Here is a 15,757-nt window from a genome sequence, read left to right on the forward strand (position 1 = left end):
TCTTCTGTTTTTCTGCAAATCCAGGCCATGCCTTTGCCGCGGCAGCCTGCGGGAAGCGAGGATCGTTTCCCCGATTTGCGATCGAATGCCCCGAAACGATTGCGATATGTAACCGACTGCCTGTTACCGCACCCCCACGCTTGCGCACGACAGGTCGCGGCGGTTCGCCGCGGCCACGGCGCTGATGCGGATGTCGGCGAAGGACGCGGCGAACGGCGCGTCTGCCCTGATCTCGAACGGCACGTCGACGTGCGCGAGGTCCGCGCCGCGCCGGGCGAAGCAGGCCAGCGGGATCGACACGCTCTGCCGCGTGCCGGCGGCGTAGCCGGCGAGCACCGGGCCGAGATCGACGCTGCCGCCGCAGTGGCTGCCGCAGCCCATGGCCAGCGTCACCGGACCCTTCGCCGGGGTGTCGACCACCACGTCGAACTGCAGCGCCGCATGCGCCGCGGCGAGCCGGGACAGGTCCACCGGCTGCGCGCTGCGCGCCAGGAAACGGGCGGCGCCCAGCCAGGCGACGGCCTTGGCGTCCTGCTGCGTGTTGACCTGCACGGTGCGCAGGCGCAGCAGCGGATGCTCGCCCGGCCAGGCGGTCTCGCCGTTGAGGTCCGATCCCACCGCCTGTTCGCCGTGCGCCGCGTCCGCGAGGTACAGCGCGAACGGCGCCACCGCCAGCGTGTGGAACACCGACATGCTGGACGCGTCGGCGCAGGTCTTGACGTCGTCGTGCGCGGGCAGGGCGGGAAGGTCGTGCCGCGTGGGATAACGCAGGCCGTAGCCCGGCGCGAACAGCCAGCGCGACGGGCCGGCCCGCTCCGCGTCGGGACAGGGCACGCCGGGCCAGGGCCTGGGGAGGGTGCCGCGGAAGTTGTGGCCGCCGCGGGCGAACAGCACGTCGGCCACGCCGCCGCCTTCGCTGCCCGGCAGCCACGCCATCACGAAGGCATCCGACAGGTCGAGCACGGGGTTCACGAACAGCGGCCGCCCCGCCACGAACACCACCACCAGCGGCTTGCCCGACTTCGCCACCTTCTCCAGCAGCGCCACGTCTTCGGGGTAGCGGTCGCCGAAGCGCAGCGTGGACGAGGGCGCGATGTCGCCCATCATCTCCGCGGACGGCGTCTCGCCGACCACGGCCACGATGGCGTCGTAGTCCTTCGGATCGATACCCTGCGCGTTCTCGCTGAAGGTGACGTTGGCCGCGCCGTCGGCGTCGCGCAAGCCATCCAGGATGCTCTGCGCATTCGGGAAGTCCGCGTTGGTGTTGTCCGTGCCCTGCCAGGTCAGCGACCAGCCGCCGGCCTGGTTCGACAGGCTGTCGGCGCTCTTGCCGACCACCAGCAGCTTCGTGCCGTGCTTCAGCGGCAGCACGTCGCGGTTGTTCTTCAGCAGCACCAGCGATTCGCGCACCGCGCGCCGCGCCAGCGCGCGGTCCTGCAGCAGGCGGGCGTCGCCCGCGCCGGGCAGCTGCGACGGTCGCTTGCCGAACAGGCCCATGCGCAGCTTGGCGCGCACGATGCGGCCGACCGCGTCGTCGATGCGCGCCATCGGGATCGCGCCGTCACGGACCTGGCGGATGGTGTTGGCGATGAAGGCCTTCCAGTCCCCGGGCACCATCACCATGTCGATGCCGGCATTGATCGCCTGCGGGCAGCTGGCGTCGCTGCAGCCGGGCAGCTGGCCGATCGCGTTCCAGTCGGAGACCACGAAGCCCTTGAAGCCCATCCGGTCCTTCAACGCGCCGGTCAGCAGCGCGCGGGAACCGCTCATCTTGCCGTAGTCGACCCCGCCGGCCACGTCGTCCCAGCTGTTGAACGAGGCCATCACGCTGAGCACGCCGGCCTCGAGCGCGCCGTAGTAGCCCGCGCCGTGCACGTTGACCATGGTGGCCTTGTCGACCCGCGCCTGGCCCTGGTCGATGCCCTGCCAGGTCGCGCCGTCGCCGATGAAGTGCTTGGCGGTGGCCATCACGTTGTGCGGGCCGAAGTCGCCCTGCAGGCCTTCCACGTAGGCGCGCGCGTACTCGCGCACCAGCGGGGCCTGGCTGGAGAAGCTCTCGTAGCTGCGGCCCCAGCGCACGTCCTGCGCCACCGCCAGCGTCGGCGCGAACGCCCAGCTGACGCCGGTGGCGCGCACGGCCCGGGCGGTGGCCGCGCCGATCTCGCGGACCAGCCCGGGGTCGTGCGCGGCCCCCAGGCCGACGTTGTGGGGAAACAGCGTGGCGCCGTACACGTTGTTGTCGCCGTGCACCGCGTCGGTGCCCCAGATGACCGGTACCTTGATGGCCATGTCGGTGGACATCGACGCGTCGTAGTAGCGATCGGCCAGCGCCAGCCAGGCCTTGATCGACGCGTGCTTGTCCATGCCCGGCCACGCGCCGCCGCCGTTGAGCACCGAGCCGAGGTAGTACCTGCGCACGTCGTCCGGGGTGACCGACTTGATCCCGGCCTGGGTCATCTGGCCGACCTTCTGCGCCAGCGTCATGCCCGCCACGATCCTGCGCGCGCGCGCGTCGAGCGCCGGGTCGCCGGCGTCGGCGCCCTCGATCGTCGGCCAGTCGGCGTAGTGCGTGGCCGGCGGCAGGCCAGGTCCGGTGGCCCGGGCGCCGGCTGCGTACGCCACGACGGCCATCGCGACCAGCCCGCACCAGTGACGACTGTTCATCAAGCCTGCCCCTCGCATGCCTTGTGTTTCCCGTCGCGCGGCCTCGCCGTCCCGCCGGCGTGGCCGAAGCCGCCGCAGGGCATCCGCGAAGTTGCCGCGGTGGTCGTCGTTGCCCGTTCCCCATGCGCTGTGCGCCGCGGCGTGCCGGCTTTCGCGCCCGTCGCAAGCTAATCAAATGTACAAGCGCTGTCAATACGAAATACAAGCGCTGGCATTTTTGTCGGGAAAACGCGGATCCGGATGGTTGCACGCCTTCCGCTTGGGGTAGCATGACCCGCTGCACAGTCACACGGGGCAGGGGCTGCCGACACATGCCTGCGAGAATCGAAGACGTCGCCGCGCATGCCGGCGTGTCCACCAAGACGGTGTCCCGCGTCCTCAACGGCCACCCGACCGTGCGGCCCAAACTGCGCGCCCGGATCGAGGCCTCGATCCGGGCGCTCAACTACGTGCCCAACCCGTCGGCACGCGGCCTGGCGGGCAACCGCTCGTACCTGGTCGCGCTGCTGTACGACAACCCGACCGCCGGCTCCAGCTACATCATGGAACTGATCGTGGGCGTGCTGCAGGCCTGCAAGGAGACGCCGTACAACGCGGTGCTGCATCCCTTCGAGGCCTCGGACGACCTGGTCGCGCGCATCGACGGCTTCGTGGCGCAGCACCGCCCCGACGCGCTGGTCCTGGTGCCGCCGCACGCGAACAACACCAGGCTGATGCAGCGGCTCGACGAGCTCGACATCCGCTACGCCACCCTTTCCTCGAAGTCGCGCCAGGCGCGCATCGACATCGGCTTCGACGAGCGCAAGGCGGCGGCGGACATCGTGGAGCACCTGATCTCGCTCGGGCACCGCCGGATCGGCCACGTCGCCGGCCTGAAAGGGCACGGCGCGTGCGCGTGGCGGTTGAACGGCTACCGCGACGCGCTGCGCCGGGCCGGCATCGAGTACGACGAGTCGCTGGTCGCGGAGGGCGATTTCGCCTTCGCCTCCGGCATGGCCGGCGCGAAGGCGCTGCTCGGCCGGCGCCATCCGCCCACGGCGATCTTCGCCGCCAACGACGACATGGCCTGCGGCGTGATGCGCGAGGCCTACGAGCGCGGCCTGTCCGTACCCGGCGACCTTTCGGTCTGCGGCTTCGACGACACGCCGGTGTCGCTGCTGATCTCCCCCGGCCTGACCACCGTGCACCAGCCGTGCCGCGAAATGGGGCGCCTGGCGGTGGAAAGCGTGCTGAGCTCGATCCGCGACCCGGCCCTGCAGCAGCGCAAGCGCGTGCCGTACCAGCTGGAACTGCGCGCCTCCACGGCGGCGCCCGGAAAGCGGTAGGCACTGCTTCGGCGGCACGGCGGTTCCCCGCCGGATGCTGAAGGGCATGGGTTCCCATGCCGCCGGCTGAAGGCACAATGGCGCCCTGGGGACGGAACTGGCGCAGGGGAGCTGGGGGCCGGATGAAGGTGGGCGACAAGAGGCTCGAGGCCACGATGCCGCGGCGGGGCGGTCCGGCGGGCGAGCGCGTCGGCTGGCCGTTCGTGGCGGCCTATGCCATCGCCTATACGGGCATGTGGATGGCGTTGCTGTCGCCGGTCCTGGTGGGGCTGACGCTGCGCACGCGGGCGATCGACGCCGCGCATGCCCCCGCCGATCTGTCGCTGGTGATGGGCGTGGGGGCGCTGCTCGCGCTGTTCGGCAACCCGTTCTTCGGCCACCTGTCGGACCGCACCACCTCGCGCTTCGGCATGCGCCGGCCCTGGCTGCTCGGCGGCGCGCTGGGCGGGGCGGCGGGGTTGGCTGTCGTGGCGCAGGCCGCGTCGGTGCCGCAGCTGCTGTTCGGCTGGTGCGTTGCGCAGCTGGCCTACAACGCGCAGCTGGCCGCGCTGGTGGCGATCCTGCCCGACCAGGTGCCGCCGCGGCAGCGTGGCATGGTGTCCGGCATCGTGGGCGTCAGCCTGCCGGTGGGCATGGTGGGCGGCACCTGCCTGGTGCAGGCGATCGCGGATTCGACCCTGGCGATGTTCCTGCTGCCTGCCGCCATCGCGGTGCTCGGCGCGGCCTGTCTGGCATGGGTGCTGCCGGACCGCCGGCTGGCCCTGGCGCAGCGGCCGCGCTACGGCCTGCACGAATTCCTCGCCAGCTTCTGGGTCAACCCCCGGCGCTTCCCCGACTTCGGCTGGGCCTGGAGCAGCCGCTTCCTGCTGTTCGCCGGCGTGGCGGTGCTGATGACCTACCAGGGGTTCTACCTGATCCAGCAGCTGGGCCGCGCGCCGGCCGAGGTGCCGCGGCTGGTGTTCCTGTCCACGCTGGTGCATGCCTGCGCGGCGATGGTGTCCGGCGTCGCGGGTGGCTGGCTTTCCGATGCCGTCGGGCGGCGCAAGCCCTTCGTGGCCGGGGCGGCGCTGGTCTACGCACTGGCGTTGCTGGTCATCGCCTTCGCCGCTTCGTATCCCGGCTTCCTGGCGGGCATGGCGATCGCCGGTGCCGGCCAGGGGATGTATCTTGCGGTCAACCTCGCGCTGGTGACCGACGTGCTGCCGGACCGCGAGGTCCACGCGGCCAGGAACCTCGGCATCCTCAACATCGCCAACGTCCTGCCGCAGTCGCTGATGCCGGCGCTGGCCCCCGCCATCCTGCTCGCGGACTGGGGGAGCTACACGGCCCTGTTCGTGATGGCGGCGGTGCCCGTCGCGCTGGGCGCATGGGCCATCCGGCCCGTGCGCGGGGTGCGCTGAGGCGTTTGCCTGCGCCGCCCCGGCGCGGCCGGCTTCAGGACAGGTTGTAGGCCTTCTCCTCGTGCTCGGCGAGGTCCAGCCCGATCTGCTCTTGCTCGGCATCCACGCGCAGGCCCAGGGCGCGATCGAGCAGCCTGAGGATCGCCCAGCTCAGCACCGCGCTCCACGCCACCGTGAACGCGACGCCCTTGGCCTGGATCCACAGCTGCCCCCATGCCGACGCCACTTGGCCGAAGCCGCCCAGCGCGGGCGAGGCCAGCGGCCCGGTGAGCAGGGCGCCGACGATGCCGGCGACGGCGTGCACGCCGAACACGTCCAGCGCGTCGTCGTAGCCAAGGCGGTACTTGAGCCGGGTGGCGGTGAAGAAGCAGGTCACGCCGGCGACCAGGCCCAGCACGAGTGCGCCGCCCGGGCCGCAGGTGCCGGCGGCGGGCGTCACCGCCACCAGTCCCGCCACCGCGCCGGAGACGATGCCCAGCACGCTGGCGCGCTTGTGCGCGATCCACTCCGCCGCGGTCCAGCCGATCGCGGCGGCGGCGGTGGCGATCTGCGTCACCAGCATCGCCATGCCCGCGCCGCCGTTGGCGGCCATCGCCGAGCCGGCGTTGAAGCCGAACCAGCCCAGCCACAGCAGGCTGGCGCCGACCACGGTGTAGCCGAGGTTGTGCGGCGGCATCGGCGTGTGCGGCCAGCCGCGGCGCCTTCCGATCACGATGCACGCCACCAGGCCGGCGATGCCGGCGTTGATGTGCACTACGGTGCCCCCGGCGAAGTCCAGCACGCCCAGGTCGCCCAGCAGCGAGCCGGGACCGCCCCACACCATGTGCGCCATCGGCAGGTAGACCACGGTCAGCCACAGGGCGCTGAACCACAGCATCGCGCTGAACTTCATGCGCTCGGCGAAGGCGCCCACGATCAGCGCGGGCGTGATGATCGCGAAGGTGAGCTGGAACATCACGAACACGCTTTCCGGCACGGTCTGGTAGCGCGAGTCCGGCGTGAGCCCGGCCAGCAGCGCGCGGTCGAGCCCGCCCACGAAGGAATGCAGGCCGGTGACGCCGGCGTGCATGCCTTCGCTGCTGAAGGCCAGCGAGTAGCCGTACAGCATCCACAGCACGGTGACCAGCGCGGTGATCGCGAAGCACTGCATCAGCACCGACAGCAGGTTCTTGGCGCGCACCATGCCGCCGTAGAACAGCGCCAGCCCCGGTATCGTCATCAGCAGCACCAGCATCGACGCGGTGAGCATCCATGCGGTGTCGCCGCTGCTGGCCGCCGGCGTGCCCTGCGCGAACGCCGGCGCGGCCATCGCGGACAGGCCGCAGAGCAGTGCGCCCCGCGCCGTGCCGCGCCGCCAACCCGTTCCCCCCTTCTCACAGCGCATCGGCATCGACCTCCTGCGTGCGGATGCGGATCACCTGTTCCAGCGGACTGACGAAGACCTTGCCGTCGCCCACCTTGCCGGTGCGCGCCGCGGCGACGATCGCCTCGATCACCTGCTCGGCCTGCCCGTCGGCCACCGCCACCTCGATCTTCAGCTTGGGCAGGAAATCCACCACGTACTCGGCGCCCCGGTACAGTTCGGTGTGCCCATGCTGGCGGCCGAAGCCCTTGACCTCGGTCACCGTCATGCCCTGCACGCCGGCCTCGGCCAGCGCCTCGCGCACTTCGTCCAGCGTGAACGGCTTGATGACCGCCGTGATCCACTTCATGCCGCGCCCCTCGTTGGCTGCCTTGCCGGGGCACAGCAGGTTGCGTGCCAGCCGCCGGAGGCGTTGCGGCGCGGGGCTTCGGGGGTGCGGGCGGCCGTCGCGGGAGGAGCGGCGGGCGGCGATCCGGTGCAAGCCTTGCCCCGTCGCGGTGCAAGCCGGATGGACGTCCATTTGACCGCGGCAGCCATAAACAGTACCATTTTGGTCTGGATTAAGAGCCCCGAGTCCCGCAAGCCCATGCTCCGCGTCAGCCGACTCACGGATTACGCAACGGTGGTGATGACCTGCATCGCCGCCCACCCCGGCGACGTGCTCAGCACCGCGCAGATCGCCGAGGAGGCGCGCCTGGAGCTGCCCACCGTGAGCAAGCTGCTGAAGTCGCTGGGCCATGCCGGGCTGGTGGATTCCTTCCGCGGCGTCAACGGCGGCTACCGGCTGGCGCGCCCGGCCGGCGAGATCAGCCTGGCCGAGATCGTCGAGGCGATGGAGGGCCCGATCGGCATGACCGAGTGCGGCACCCGCGAAGGCCAGTGCGGCCGCGAGGCGCAGTGCGGCGTGCGCGGCAGCTGGCAGCGCATCAACCACCTGCTCGACGGCGCGCTGCGCGCGGTGAGCGTGGCCGACCTGCTGCGTCCGGCCGCGCCCGCCGAAGTGGCCGTGGACATCCGCACATTGAAAGGCAGAACCACCGCATGACCAGCGAACGCGACAACGCCGCCGCCGTGCTCCGCGACAACGCCGAGGTCGCCGAGGCGCTCGGCCGCAGCTACAGCGCCGGCTTCATCACCGAGATCGAGAGCACCGGCCTGCCGCCGGGCCTGGACGAGGAGACCATCCGCCAGCTCTCGGCGATCAAGCGCGAGCCGGAATGGATGACCGAGTGGCGCCTCGAGGCCTACCGCCACTGGCTGACCATGCCGCCGCCGGACTGGGCCAAGCTGAAGCTCGACCCGATCGACTACCAGGCACTCAGCTACTACTCCGCGCCGAAGCAGGCGCCGAAGTCGCTGGACGAGGTCGACCCCGCGCTGCTGGAAACCTACGAGAAGCTGGGCGTGCCGCTGCACGAACGCGCCGCGCTGGCCGGCGTGGCGGTGGACGCGGTGTTCGACTCGGTCTCGGTGGGCACCACCTTCCGCAAGCAGCTCGCCGACGCCGGCGTGCTGTTCTGCTCGATGAGCGAGGCGATCCGCGAATACCCGGAGCTGGTGCGGAAATACCTCGGCAGCGTGGTGCCGCAGGGCGACAATTTCTTCGCCGCGCTGAACTCGGCGGTATTCTCCGACGGCAGCTTCGTGTTCATCCCGAAGGGCGTGCGCTGCCCGATGGAGCTGTCCACCTACTTCCGCATCAACGCGCAGAACACCGGCCAGTTCGAGCGCACCCTGATCGTGGCCGAGGAAGGCGCCTACGTTTCCTACCTGGAAGGCTGCACCGCGCCGCGCCGCGACGAGAACCAGCTGCATGCGGCGGTGGTCGAGCTGGTGGCGCTGGAAAAGGCGCAGATCAAGTACTCCACCGTGCAGAACTGGTACCCCGGCGACGAGAACGGCATCGGCGGCATCTACAACTTCGTCACCAAGCGCGGCGACTGCCGCGGCGACGACAGCAAGATCAGCTGGACCCAGGTGGAGACCGGCTCGGCGATCACCTGGAAATACCCGTCCGTGGTGCTGCGCGGCGACCGCTCGGTGGGCGAGTTCCACTCGGTGGCGCTGACCCACCACTTCCAGCAGGCCGACACCGGCACCAAGATGATCCACATCGGCAAGGACACCAAGTCGAAGATCGTCTCCAAGGGCATCAGCGCCGGCCGGAGCAACAACAGCTACCGCGGCCTGGTGAAGGTGGAGAAGGGCGCCGAGCGCGCGCGCAACTACACCCAGTGCGACTCGCTGCTGATCGGCAAGAAGTGCGGCGCGCACACCTTTCCGTACATGGAAGTGAAGAATCCCGGCGCCATCGTCGAGCACGAGGCCACCACCTCGAAGATCTCCGACGACCAGCTGTTCTACTGCCGCTCGCGCGGCATCGGCGAGGAGGACGCCGTGTCGATGATCGTCGACGGCTTCTGCAAGCAGGTGTTCCGCGAGCTGCCGATGGAGTTCGCGGTGGAGGCGAAGAAGCTGCTGGAAGTCAGTCTCGAGGGTGCCGTCGGTTAATGCCTTTCCCTTCTCCCTCCGGGAGAAGGTGCCCGCAGGGCGGATGAGGGTACGGACGGAGCGGGCGTTCCGTTCCAACCGAACCCTCACCCCAACCCCTCTCCCGGTGGGAGAGGGGCTCAAGACCAGGAACAACCATGCTGAAGATCGAAAACCTGCACGCCCGCGTCGAGGGCAAGGACATCCTCAAGGGCCTCTCGCTCACCGTGAAGCCGGGCGAGGTGCACGCCATCATGGGGCCGAACGGGGCGGGCAAGTCCACGCTGGGCAACGTGCTGTCGGGCCGCGAGGGCTACGAGGTCACCGCCGGCTCGGTGAGCTGGAACGGTATCGACCTGCTGGCGCTGGAGCCGGAGGCGCGCGCCGCCGCGGGCGTGTTCCTGGCCTTCCAGTACCCGGTGGAAATCCCAGGGGTGAACAACACCTACTTCCTGCGTGCCGCGCTCAACGCGCAGCGCAAGGCGCGCGGCGAGGCGGAACTGGACTCGATGCAGTTCCTCAAGCTGGTGCGCGAGAAGCTGAAGATCATGCAGATCTCCGACGAGCTGCTGCACCGCGCGGTCAACGAGGGCTTCAGCGGCGGCGAGAAGAAGCGCAACGAGATCTTCCAGATGGCCGTGCTGGAGCCAAGGCTGGCGATCCTCGACGAGACCGACTCGGGCCTGGACATCGACGCGCTGAAGCAGGTGGCCGGGGGCGTCAACGCGTTGCGCTCGCCGGAGCGCAGCTTCCTGGTGGTCACCCACTACCAGCGCCTGCTCGACTACATCGTGCCCGACCACGTGCACGTGCTGGCCGGCGGGCGCATCGTCGAGAGCGGCGACAAGACGCTGGCGCACAAGCTGGAAGAACACGGCTACGCCTGGCTGGCCGAACACGGCGAGCCGGCCGGGGCACAGGCATGAGCGAGCCGGCCGTGCCCTTCGTGGCCTCCACCTTGGCCGCGCCGCTGCCGCCCAGCGGCATCGGCTGGCTGGACGAGGCGCGCCGCGAGAACCTGGCCGCCTTCGCCGACGCCGGCCTGCCCGACACGCGGGTGGAAGCGTGGAAGTACACCGCGCTGCGCGCGCTGGCCCAGCGCCGCTTCGTGCAGGGCGATGCGCAAGCCGCCACGCGCGAGGTTGACGCGGCCGCGCTCGCGCTGCCGGGGCTCGACGGCCCGCGGCTGGTGTTCGTCAACGGCGTGTTCCGCGGCGACCTGTCGGACCTCGCGAACCTGCCGGCCGGGTTGACCCTGCAGCCGCTGTCGCAGGCCCTGGCGCAGGATGCCGAGCCGTTGCGCTTCGCGCTGTCGCGCCGCTACCGCGAGCGCGGCGACGCCTTCGCCCGCCTCAACGCGGCACAGGCCGCCGACGGCGTGGTGCTGCGCGTGGCCGCGGGTGCGAAGATCGCCACGCCGGTGCAGCTGGCTTTCGTGGGCGTCGCGGCCGAAGGCGAACTCGCCTGGCACGCGCGCACCGTGGTCGAGCTGGGCGAGGGCGCCGAACTGGCGCTGGTCGAACGCCATGTCGGCAGCGGCGTCGCGCGCCAGCTCGGCACCCTGGTTGCCGACCTGGTGCTGCGCGACGACGCCCGCCTGAGCCATGTGCTGGTGCAGGACGCGGCGCCGGAAGCCGTGCTCGTCCACCGCCATGCGCTGCAACTGGGCGCGCGGGCGCACGTGTCGTTGCACGCGCTGGAACTGGGCGGCTCACTGGTGCGTCACGACCTGCAGGCCGAACTGGCCGGCGACGGCGCGCGCCTCGACACGCGCGGCGTGTTCGTGCCGCGCGGCCGCCAGCACATCGACACCCAACTGGCGATCCGCCACCAGGCCCTGGACACCGCCTCCAGTTCGACGTGGCGCGGCGTGGCCGACGGCCGCGCGCGCGGCGTGTTCCGCGGCGCCATCGTGGTGGCCCCGGGCGCCGACGGCGCCGACGCCCGCCTCAGCAACAAGAACCTGCTGCTGTCGCCGAACGCCGAAATCGACACCAAGCCGGAACTGGAGATCTACGCCGACGAGGTGCAGGCCGCGCATGGCGCCACCGTGGGCCAGCTCGACGAGCGCGCGCTGTTCTACCTGCGCTCGCGCGGCATCCCGCAGGCCGAGGCGCGCACCCTGCTGACCGCCGCGTTCTGTCGCGCGGTGCTCGACGACCTGCCGGACGCGGCGCTGCGCGAGCACCTCGATGGCCTGCTGGCGGTAAGGCTGCCGGCATGACGCGCTTCCGCCAGTGAGGGAGCGCCCGCCTTTCTCCTCCCCCTGCTCGCAGGGGGAGGCCGGGAGGGGGCAGGCTTGCCGCAAGCCTGCCCCCTCCCCAACCCTCTCCTGCGAAGCAGGGGAGGGAGCTACAGACACTTCTCCTCGCCCTGCGTGCAGGAGAGGGCGCCAACACGGAAACCCCGAGATGAACGCCAAAGCCGACGCCACGCCCGCCCTCGACCTCGCCCGCATCCGCGCCGACTTCCCGCTGCTCGCGCGCCAGGTGCACGGCAAGCCGCTGGTATATCTCGACAACGCCAACACCAGCCAGAAGCCGCGCCAGGTGATCGAGGCGGTGGATCGCCACTACCGCGAGCACAACGCCAACGTGGCGCGCGCGGTGCATCAACTGGGCGAGGAAGCCACCGGTGCCTACGAGGGCGCACGCGACGCGCTGGCGCGCTTCATCAACGCGCCGTCGCGCAACGAAGTGGTGCTCACCTCGGGCACCACGCAGGCCACCAACCTGGTCGCCTACAGCTACGCACTGCCGCGGCTGCAGCCCGGCGACGCGATTCTCACCACGGTGATGGAGCACCACGCCAACATCGTGCCGTGGCAGCTGGTGGCCGCGCGCAGCGGCGCCACGGTGAAGGCCGCGCCGATCGACGGGCGCGGCGAGCTGATCGTGGAGAAGTTCGTCGAACTGCTCACGCCGGAGGTGAAGCTGGCCTGCGTCGGCCATGTCTCCAACGTGCTGGGCACGGTCAACCCGGTGCGCGAACTGGCCAGGGAATGCCGCAAGCGCGGCATCCCGCTGCTGGTGGACGGCTCGCAGGCGGTGCCGCACCGGCCGGTGGACGTGCAGGCGCTGGGCTGCGACTTCTACGCGCTGACCGGCCACAAGATGCTGGCGCCCACGGGCACCGGCGCGCTGTGGGCGAAGAAGGAACATCTCGACGCGATGCCGCCGTTCTTCGGCGGCGGCGAGATGATCCGCGAGGTGCGGTTCGGCGGCACCACCTTCGCCGACCCGCCGCACAAGTTCGAGGCCGGCACGCCCAACATCGCCGGCTTCGCCGGCGTGGCCGCGGCGCTCGACTACTACGCCTCGCTGGGCTTCGACGCCATCCGCGCCCACGAGCGTGCGTTGCTCGACCATGCCACCGCGCGCCTGCGCGAGGTGCCGGGCCTGCGCATCATCGGCGAGGCGGCGGAGAAGGAGCCGGTGATCTCGTTCCTGCTGGAAGGCGCGCAGGCCACCGACCTCGCCACCCTGCTGGACCTGGAAGGCGTGGCGGTGCGCTCCGGCCACCATTGCGCGCATCCGCTGATGCAGTTCTTCGGCGTGCCCGCCACGCTGCGCGCCTCGCTGGCGTTCTACAACACGCACGAGGAAGTGGACGCCTTCGTCGCCGCGCTGCTCAAGGTGCGCAAGCTGCTGATGTAGCCGCGCCCGCCGCGCATTGAACGAAGGTCGCAGGCCGGCGTACCGGGCCTGCGGGTACCCTTGCGTTTCCCGATGACCGTGAATCCCATGCTCGCCTCGCTGCCCCGCCCGATCCGCGTCCCCCTCGTCGTGCTGCTGCTGGCGCTCAACGTGGTGGCGCACGTCGTGCCGTTGTTCGCGCTGACCCTGTTGAAGCTGCTGCTGCCGCTGGCGGCGTTCCGCCGGGCCTGCTCGCACGGGCTGGTGGCGATCGCGGAAAGCTGGATCGGCGTGAACAACGCGCTGTTCGGCCTGTTCACCCGCATCCGCTGGCAGGTGGAAGGCCTGGACGGCCTGCGCCGCGACCGCAGTTACCTGGTGCTGTGCAACCACCAGAGCTGGGTCGACATCCCGGTGCTGCAGAAGCTGTTCAACCGGCGCATCCCATTCCTGCGCTTCTTTCTCAAGCAGCAGCTGGTCTGGGTGCCGCTGCTGGGGCCGGCGTGGTGGGCGCTGGATTTTCCCTTCATGAAGCGCTACTCCCGCGAGACGCTGGCGAAACACCCGGAACTGCGCGGGCGCGACCGCGAGGCCACCCGGCGCGCCTGCACGAAGTTCCGCCACCTGCCGGTGTCGGTGATGAACTTCGTCGAGGGCACCCGCTTCACCCCGGCCAAGCACGACGCCCAGGCGTCGCCGTACCGCCACCTGCTGCGGCCGCGCGCGGGCGGGCTGGCCTTCGTGCTTGACGCGATGGGCGATGCGCTGCACGCCATCCTCGACGTCACCATCGTCTACGCGGACGGACCGTGCAGCATGGCGGACCTGGTCGCCGGCCGCATTCGCGACATCCGATTGCACGTGTGCGAACGGCCGGTCGAACCGTCGCTGCGTGGCGACTACGAGAACGACGCGGCCTTCCGCGAACGCTTCCAGGCGTGGGTCAACGCGCTGTGGCAGGCGAAGGACGCCCAAGTCGGCCGCATGCTCGCGTCCGCCGCCGGCCCTGCAAGAGGAGATTGAACGATGCGTATCCTGATCGTGGGCGCGGGCGCCACCGGTGGCTATTTCGGCGGGCGCCTGCTGCAGCACGGCCGCGACGTGAGCTTCCTGGTGCGCGAGCGGCGCGCCGCGCAGCTGGCGCGCGACGGGTTGGTGATCCGCAGTCCCGCCGGCGACGCCATGCTGCCCGCGCCGCCCACCGTGCTGGCGCGCGAACTCGGCGCGCGCGGGCCGTTCGACCTGGTCGTGCTGGGCTGCAAGGCCTACGGGCTGGCGCAGGCGATCGACGATTTCGCGCCGGCGGTGGGGCCTGACACCGCGATCCTGCCGCTGCTCAACGGCATGCGCCATCTCGACCTGCTCGACGCGCGCTTCGGCGCGGACAAGGTGCTGGGCGGGCAGTGCTCGATCGCCGCCACGCTGGACGACGATGGCGCCATCCGCCACCTCAACCGCATGCATGACCTCGTCTTCGGCGAACGCGACGGTACCGCGTCGGAGCGCATGCAGGCGATCACCCGGGCCCTGGCCGGCGCCGGCTTCGACGCCCACCCCAGCGACGCGGCGCTGCAAGCGATGTGGAACAAGTGGGTATTCCTCGCCTCGCTGGCCGGCATCACCTGCCTGATGCGCGCCCCGGTGGGCGACATCATGGCCGCGCCCGGCGGGCGCGAGACCACGCTGGCGTTGCTGGAGGAATGCCGCGCCACCGCGGGACGCGCCGGCCACGCGCCCAGCGACGCCGCGCTGGAGCGTGCGCGCGCCATGCTTACCGATCCCGCTTCGACCCTCACCGCCTCGATGCTGCGCGACCTGCAGCAGGGCCATCCGATCGAGGCCGACCACGTGGTCGGCGACATGCTCGCGCGGTCCGGCCGCGAGCCCGGCGACGGCTCCATGCTGGCCGTCGCCTACGCCCACCTGAAGGCCTACGAGGCGGGTCGCGCCCGCGCCGCTGCCCGGCACTAGAATCCACCGCCATGACGCATCCCGCTGCCCCCTTCACTTTCCGCATCGCCACCGCCGCCGACGTCGCCGTCGTGGTGGCCCTGGTCGAATCCGCCTATCGCGGCGATTCCGGCCGCCGCGGCTGGACCACCGAATCGGACCTGCTCGACGGCCAGCGCACCGATCCCGACGACGTGGCGGCCACCATCGCCCGTCCCGACAGCCTGATCCTGCTGGCCGAGCGGGACGGGCGCCTGCTCGCCAGCTGCCACATCGAGAAGCTGCCGGAAGGCGGCTACTTCGGCATGTTCGCGGTGGACCCGGCGCAGCAGGGCGGCGGCCTGGGCAAGGCGGTGCTGGCCGAGGCCGAGCGCATCGCGCGCGAGCGCTGGCAGTGCCGCGCCATGCACATGACGGTGATCGTGCAGCGCGACGAGCTGATCGCCTGGTACGAACGCCGCGGCTACCGCCGCACCGGCCACTACAAGCCGTTCCCCTACGGCGACGCGCGTTTCGGCATCCCGCTCCGCGATGACCTGCGCTTCGAGGTGCTGGTGAAGGACCTGCCCGCATGAGCCTGGCGGCCGAGGGCTGGGTCCGCGTGGGCACCCGCGGCGAGCTGCTGCCGGGCGAGTTCCGCGTGGTCTACGACGGCGATACGCCGATCGCGGTCTACAACATCGACGGCGACCTCTACGCCGTGGAGGACCTCTGCACCCACGACGGCGGCGACCTCGCCGGCGGCGAGCTGCACGGCTTCGAGGTGGAATGCCCGCGCCACGGCGCCCGCTTCGACCTGCGCACCGGCGCGGTCACCGCTCCGCCGGCCTACGAGCCGATCGCCCGCTTCCCCGTGCGCGAGGAGGACGGCGCCATCTGGACCCGCGACGACCGCGGCTGAGAGCCTGTTCGAAATCTCCCCGTAGCTCG

Annotated in this window: 14 protein-coding genes; 11 read left to right on the forward strand and 3 right to left on the reverse strand. The window is 70.9% G+C overall.

The features are described 5' to 3' along the window. Positions 1–123: 123 nt before the first annotated feature. Positions 124–2,664: a glycoside hydrolase family 3 N-terminal domain-containing protein gene (locus QMK61_RS15125; RefSeq protein WP_302073062.1), complete on the reverse strand. Its 2,541-nt coding sequence runs from the start codon at positions 2,662–2,664 to the stop codon at positions 124–126. 311 nt (positions 2,665–2,975) lie between these two features. Between QMK61_RS15125 and QMK61_RS15130 the strand changes: the two genes are divergently transcribed. Further along, entirely contained in the window at positions 2,976–3,989 is a 1,014-nt protein-coding gene (locus tag QMK61_RS15130; protein ID WP_302073063.1) for a LacI family DNA-binding transcriptional regulator, read from the forward strand. 128 nt (positions 3,990–4,117) lie between these two features. Then, positions 4,118–5,389 carry an MFS transporter gene (locus tag QMK61_RS15135; protein ID WP_302073064.1) on the forward strand — a complete coding sequence of 424 codons (1,272 nt, stop codon included), beginning with the start codon at positions 4,118–4,120 and terminating at the stop codon, positions 5,387–5,389. Between the two features lie 34 nt (positions 5,390–5,423). On the opposite strand, the gene QMK61_RS15140 is transcribed toward QMK61_RS15135, so the two are convergent. Beyond that, a complete protein-coding gene (locus QMK61_RS15140; RefSeq protein ID WP_302073065.1) occupies positions 5,424–6,779 on the reverse strand; it encodes an ammonium transporter in 1,356 nt (451 codons plus the stop codon). Further along, positions 6,763–7,101, reverse strand: a complete 339-nt coding sequence (locus tag QMK61_RS15145) for a P-II family nitrogen regulator (protein WP_302073066.1) — start codon at positions 7,099–7,101, stop codon at positions 6,763–6,765. Before QMK61_RS15145 ends, QMK61_RS15140 begins: the two co-directional genes overlap by 17 nt. 237 nt (positions 7,102–7,338) lie before the next feature. Here QMK61_RS15145 and QMK61_RS15150 point away from each other — a divergent pair, with 237 nt between their 5' ends. The 9 genes from QMK61_RS15150 (at position 7,339) to QMK61_RS15190 (ending at position 15,728) form a co-directional block, all read left to right on the forward strand. Continuing rightward, complete coding sequence (locus tag QMK61_RS15150) at positions 7,339–7,797, forward strand: SUF system Fe-S cluster assembly regulator (protein WP_302073067.1); 459 nt, start codon at positions 7,339–7,341, stop codon at positions 7,795–7,797. Beyond that, positions 7,794–9,263, forward strand: coding sequence for a Fe-S cluster assembly protein SufB (gene sufB, locus QMK61_RS15155; RefSeq protein ID WP_302073068.1), 1,470 nt, complete (start codon positions 7,794–7,796; stop codon positions 9,261–9,263). Before QMK61_RS15150 ends, sufB begins: the two co-directional genes overlap by 4 nt. 137 nt (positions 9,264–9,400) lie before the next feature. Further along, positions 9,401–10,168, forward strand: a complete 768-nt coding sequence (gene sufC / locus QMK61_RS15160) for a Fe-S cluster assembly ATPase SufC (protein ID WP_302073069.1) — start codon at positions 9,401–9,403, stop codon at positions 10,166–10,168. Then, a complete protein-coding gene (gene sufD, locus QMK61_RS15165) occupies positions 10,165–11,466 on the forward strand; it encodes a Fe-S cluster assembly protein SufD (RefSeq protein ID WP_302073070.1) in 1,302 nt (433 codons plus the stop codon). The genes sufC and sufD overlap by 4 nt, the downstream gene beginning before the upstream one ends. A 187-nt stretch (positions 11,467–11,653) precedes the next feature. Further along, a complete protein-coding gene (locus QMK61_RS15170) occupies positions 11,654–12,898 on the forward strand; it encodes a cysteine desulfurase (protein ID WP_302073071.1) in 1,245 nt (414 codons plus the stop codon). A gap of 87 nt (positions 12,899–12,985) precedes the next feature. Then, positions 12,986–13,900, forward strand: a complete 915-nt coding sequence (locus QMK61_RS15175; protein WP_302073085.1) for an acyltransferase — start codon at positions 12,986–12,988, stop codon at positions 13,898–13,900. 3 nt (positions 13,901–13,903) lie between these two features. Beyond that, positions 13,904–14,848 carry a 2-dehydropantoate 2-reductase gene (gene panE, locus QMK61_RS15180; RefSeq protein WP_302073072.1) on the forward strand — a complete coding sequence of 315 codons (945 nt, stop codon included), beginning with the start codon at positions 13,904–13,906 and terminating at the stop codon, positions 14,846–14,848. 11 nt (positions 14,849–14,859) lie between these two features. Continuing rightward, positions 14,860–15,402, forward strand: a complete 543-nt coding sequence (locus tag QMK61_RS15185) for a GNAT family N-acetyltransferase (protein ID WP_302073073.1) — start codon at positions 14,860–14,862, stop codon at positions 15,400–15,402. Then, the gene (locus QMK61_RS15190; protein WP_302073074.1) at positions 15,399–15,728 is read left to right on the forward strand and encodes a non-heme iron oxygenase ferredoxin subunit; all 330 of its coding nucleotides are present in this window, start codon (positions 15,399–15,401) and stop codon (positions 15,726–15,728) included. Before QMK61_RS15185 ends, QMK61_RS15190 begins: the two co-directional genes overlap by 4 nt. Positions 15,729–15,757 lie beyond the last annotated feature (29 nt).

The sequence above is a fragment of the Fulvimonas sp. R45 genome, from assembly GCF_030504985.1.
In the GTDB taxonomy this organism is placed as follows: Bacteria; Pseudomonadota; Gammaproteobacteria; order Xanthomonadales; family Rhodanobacteraceae; genus Rhodanobacter_A.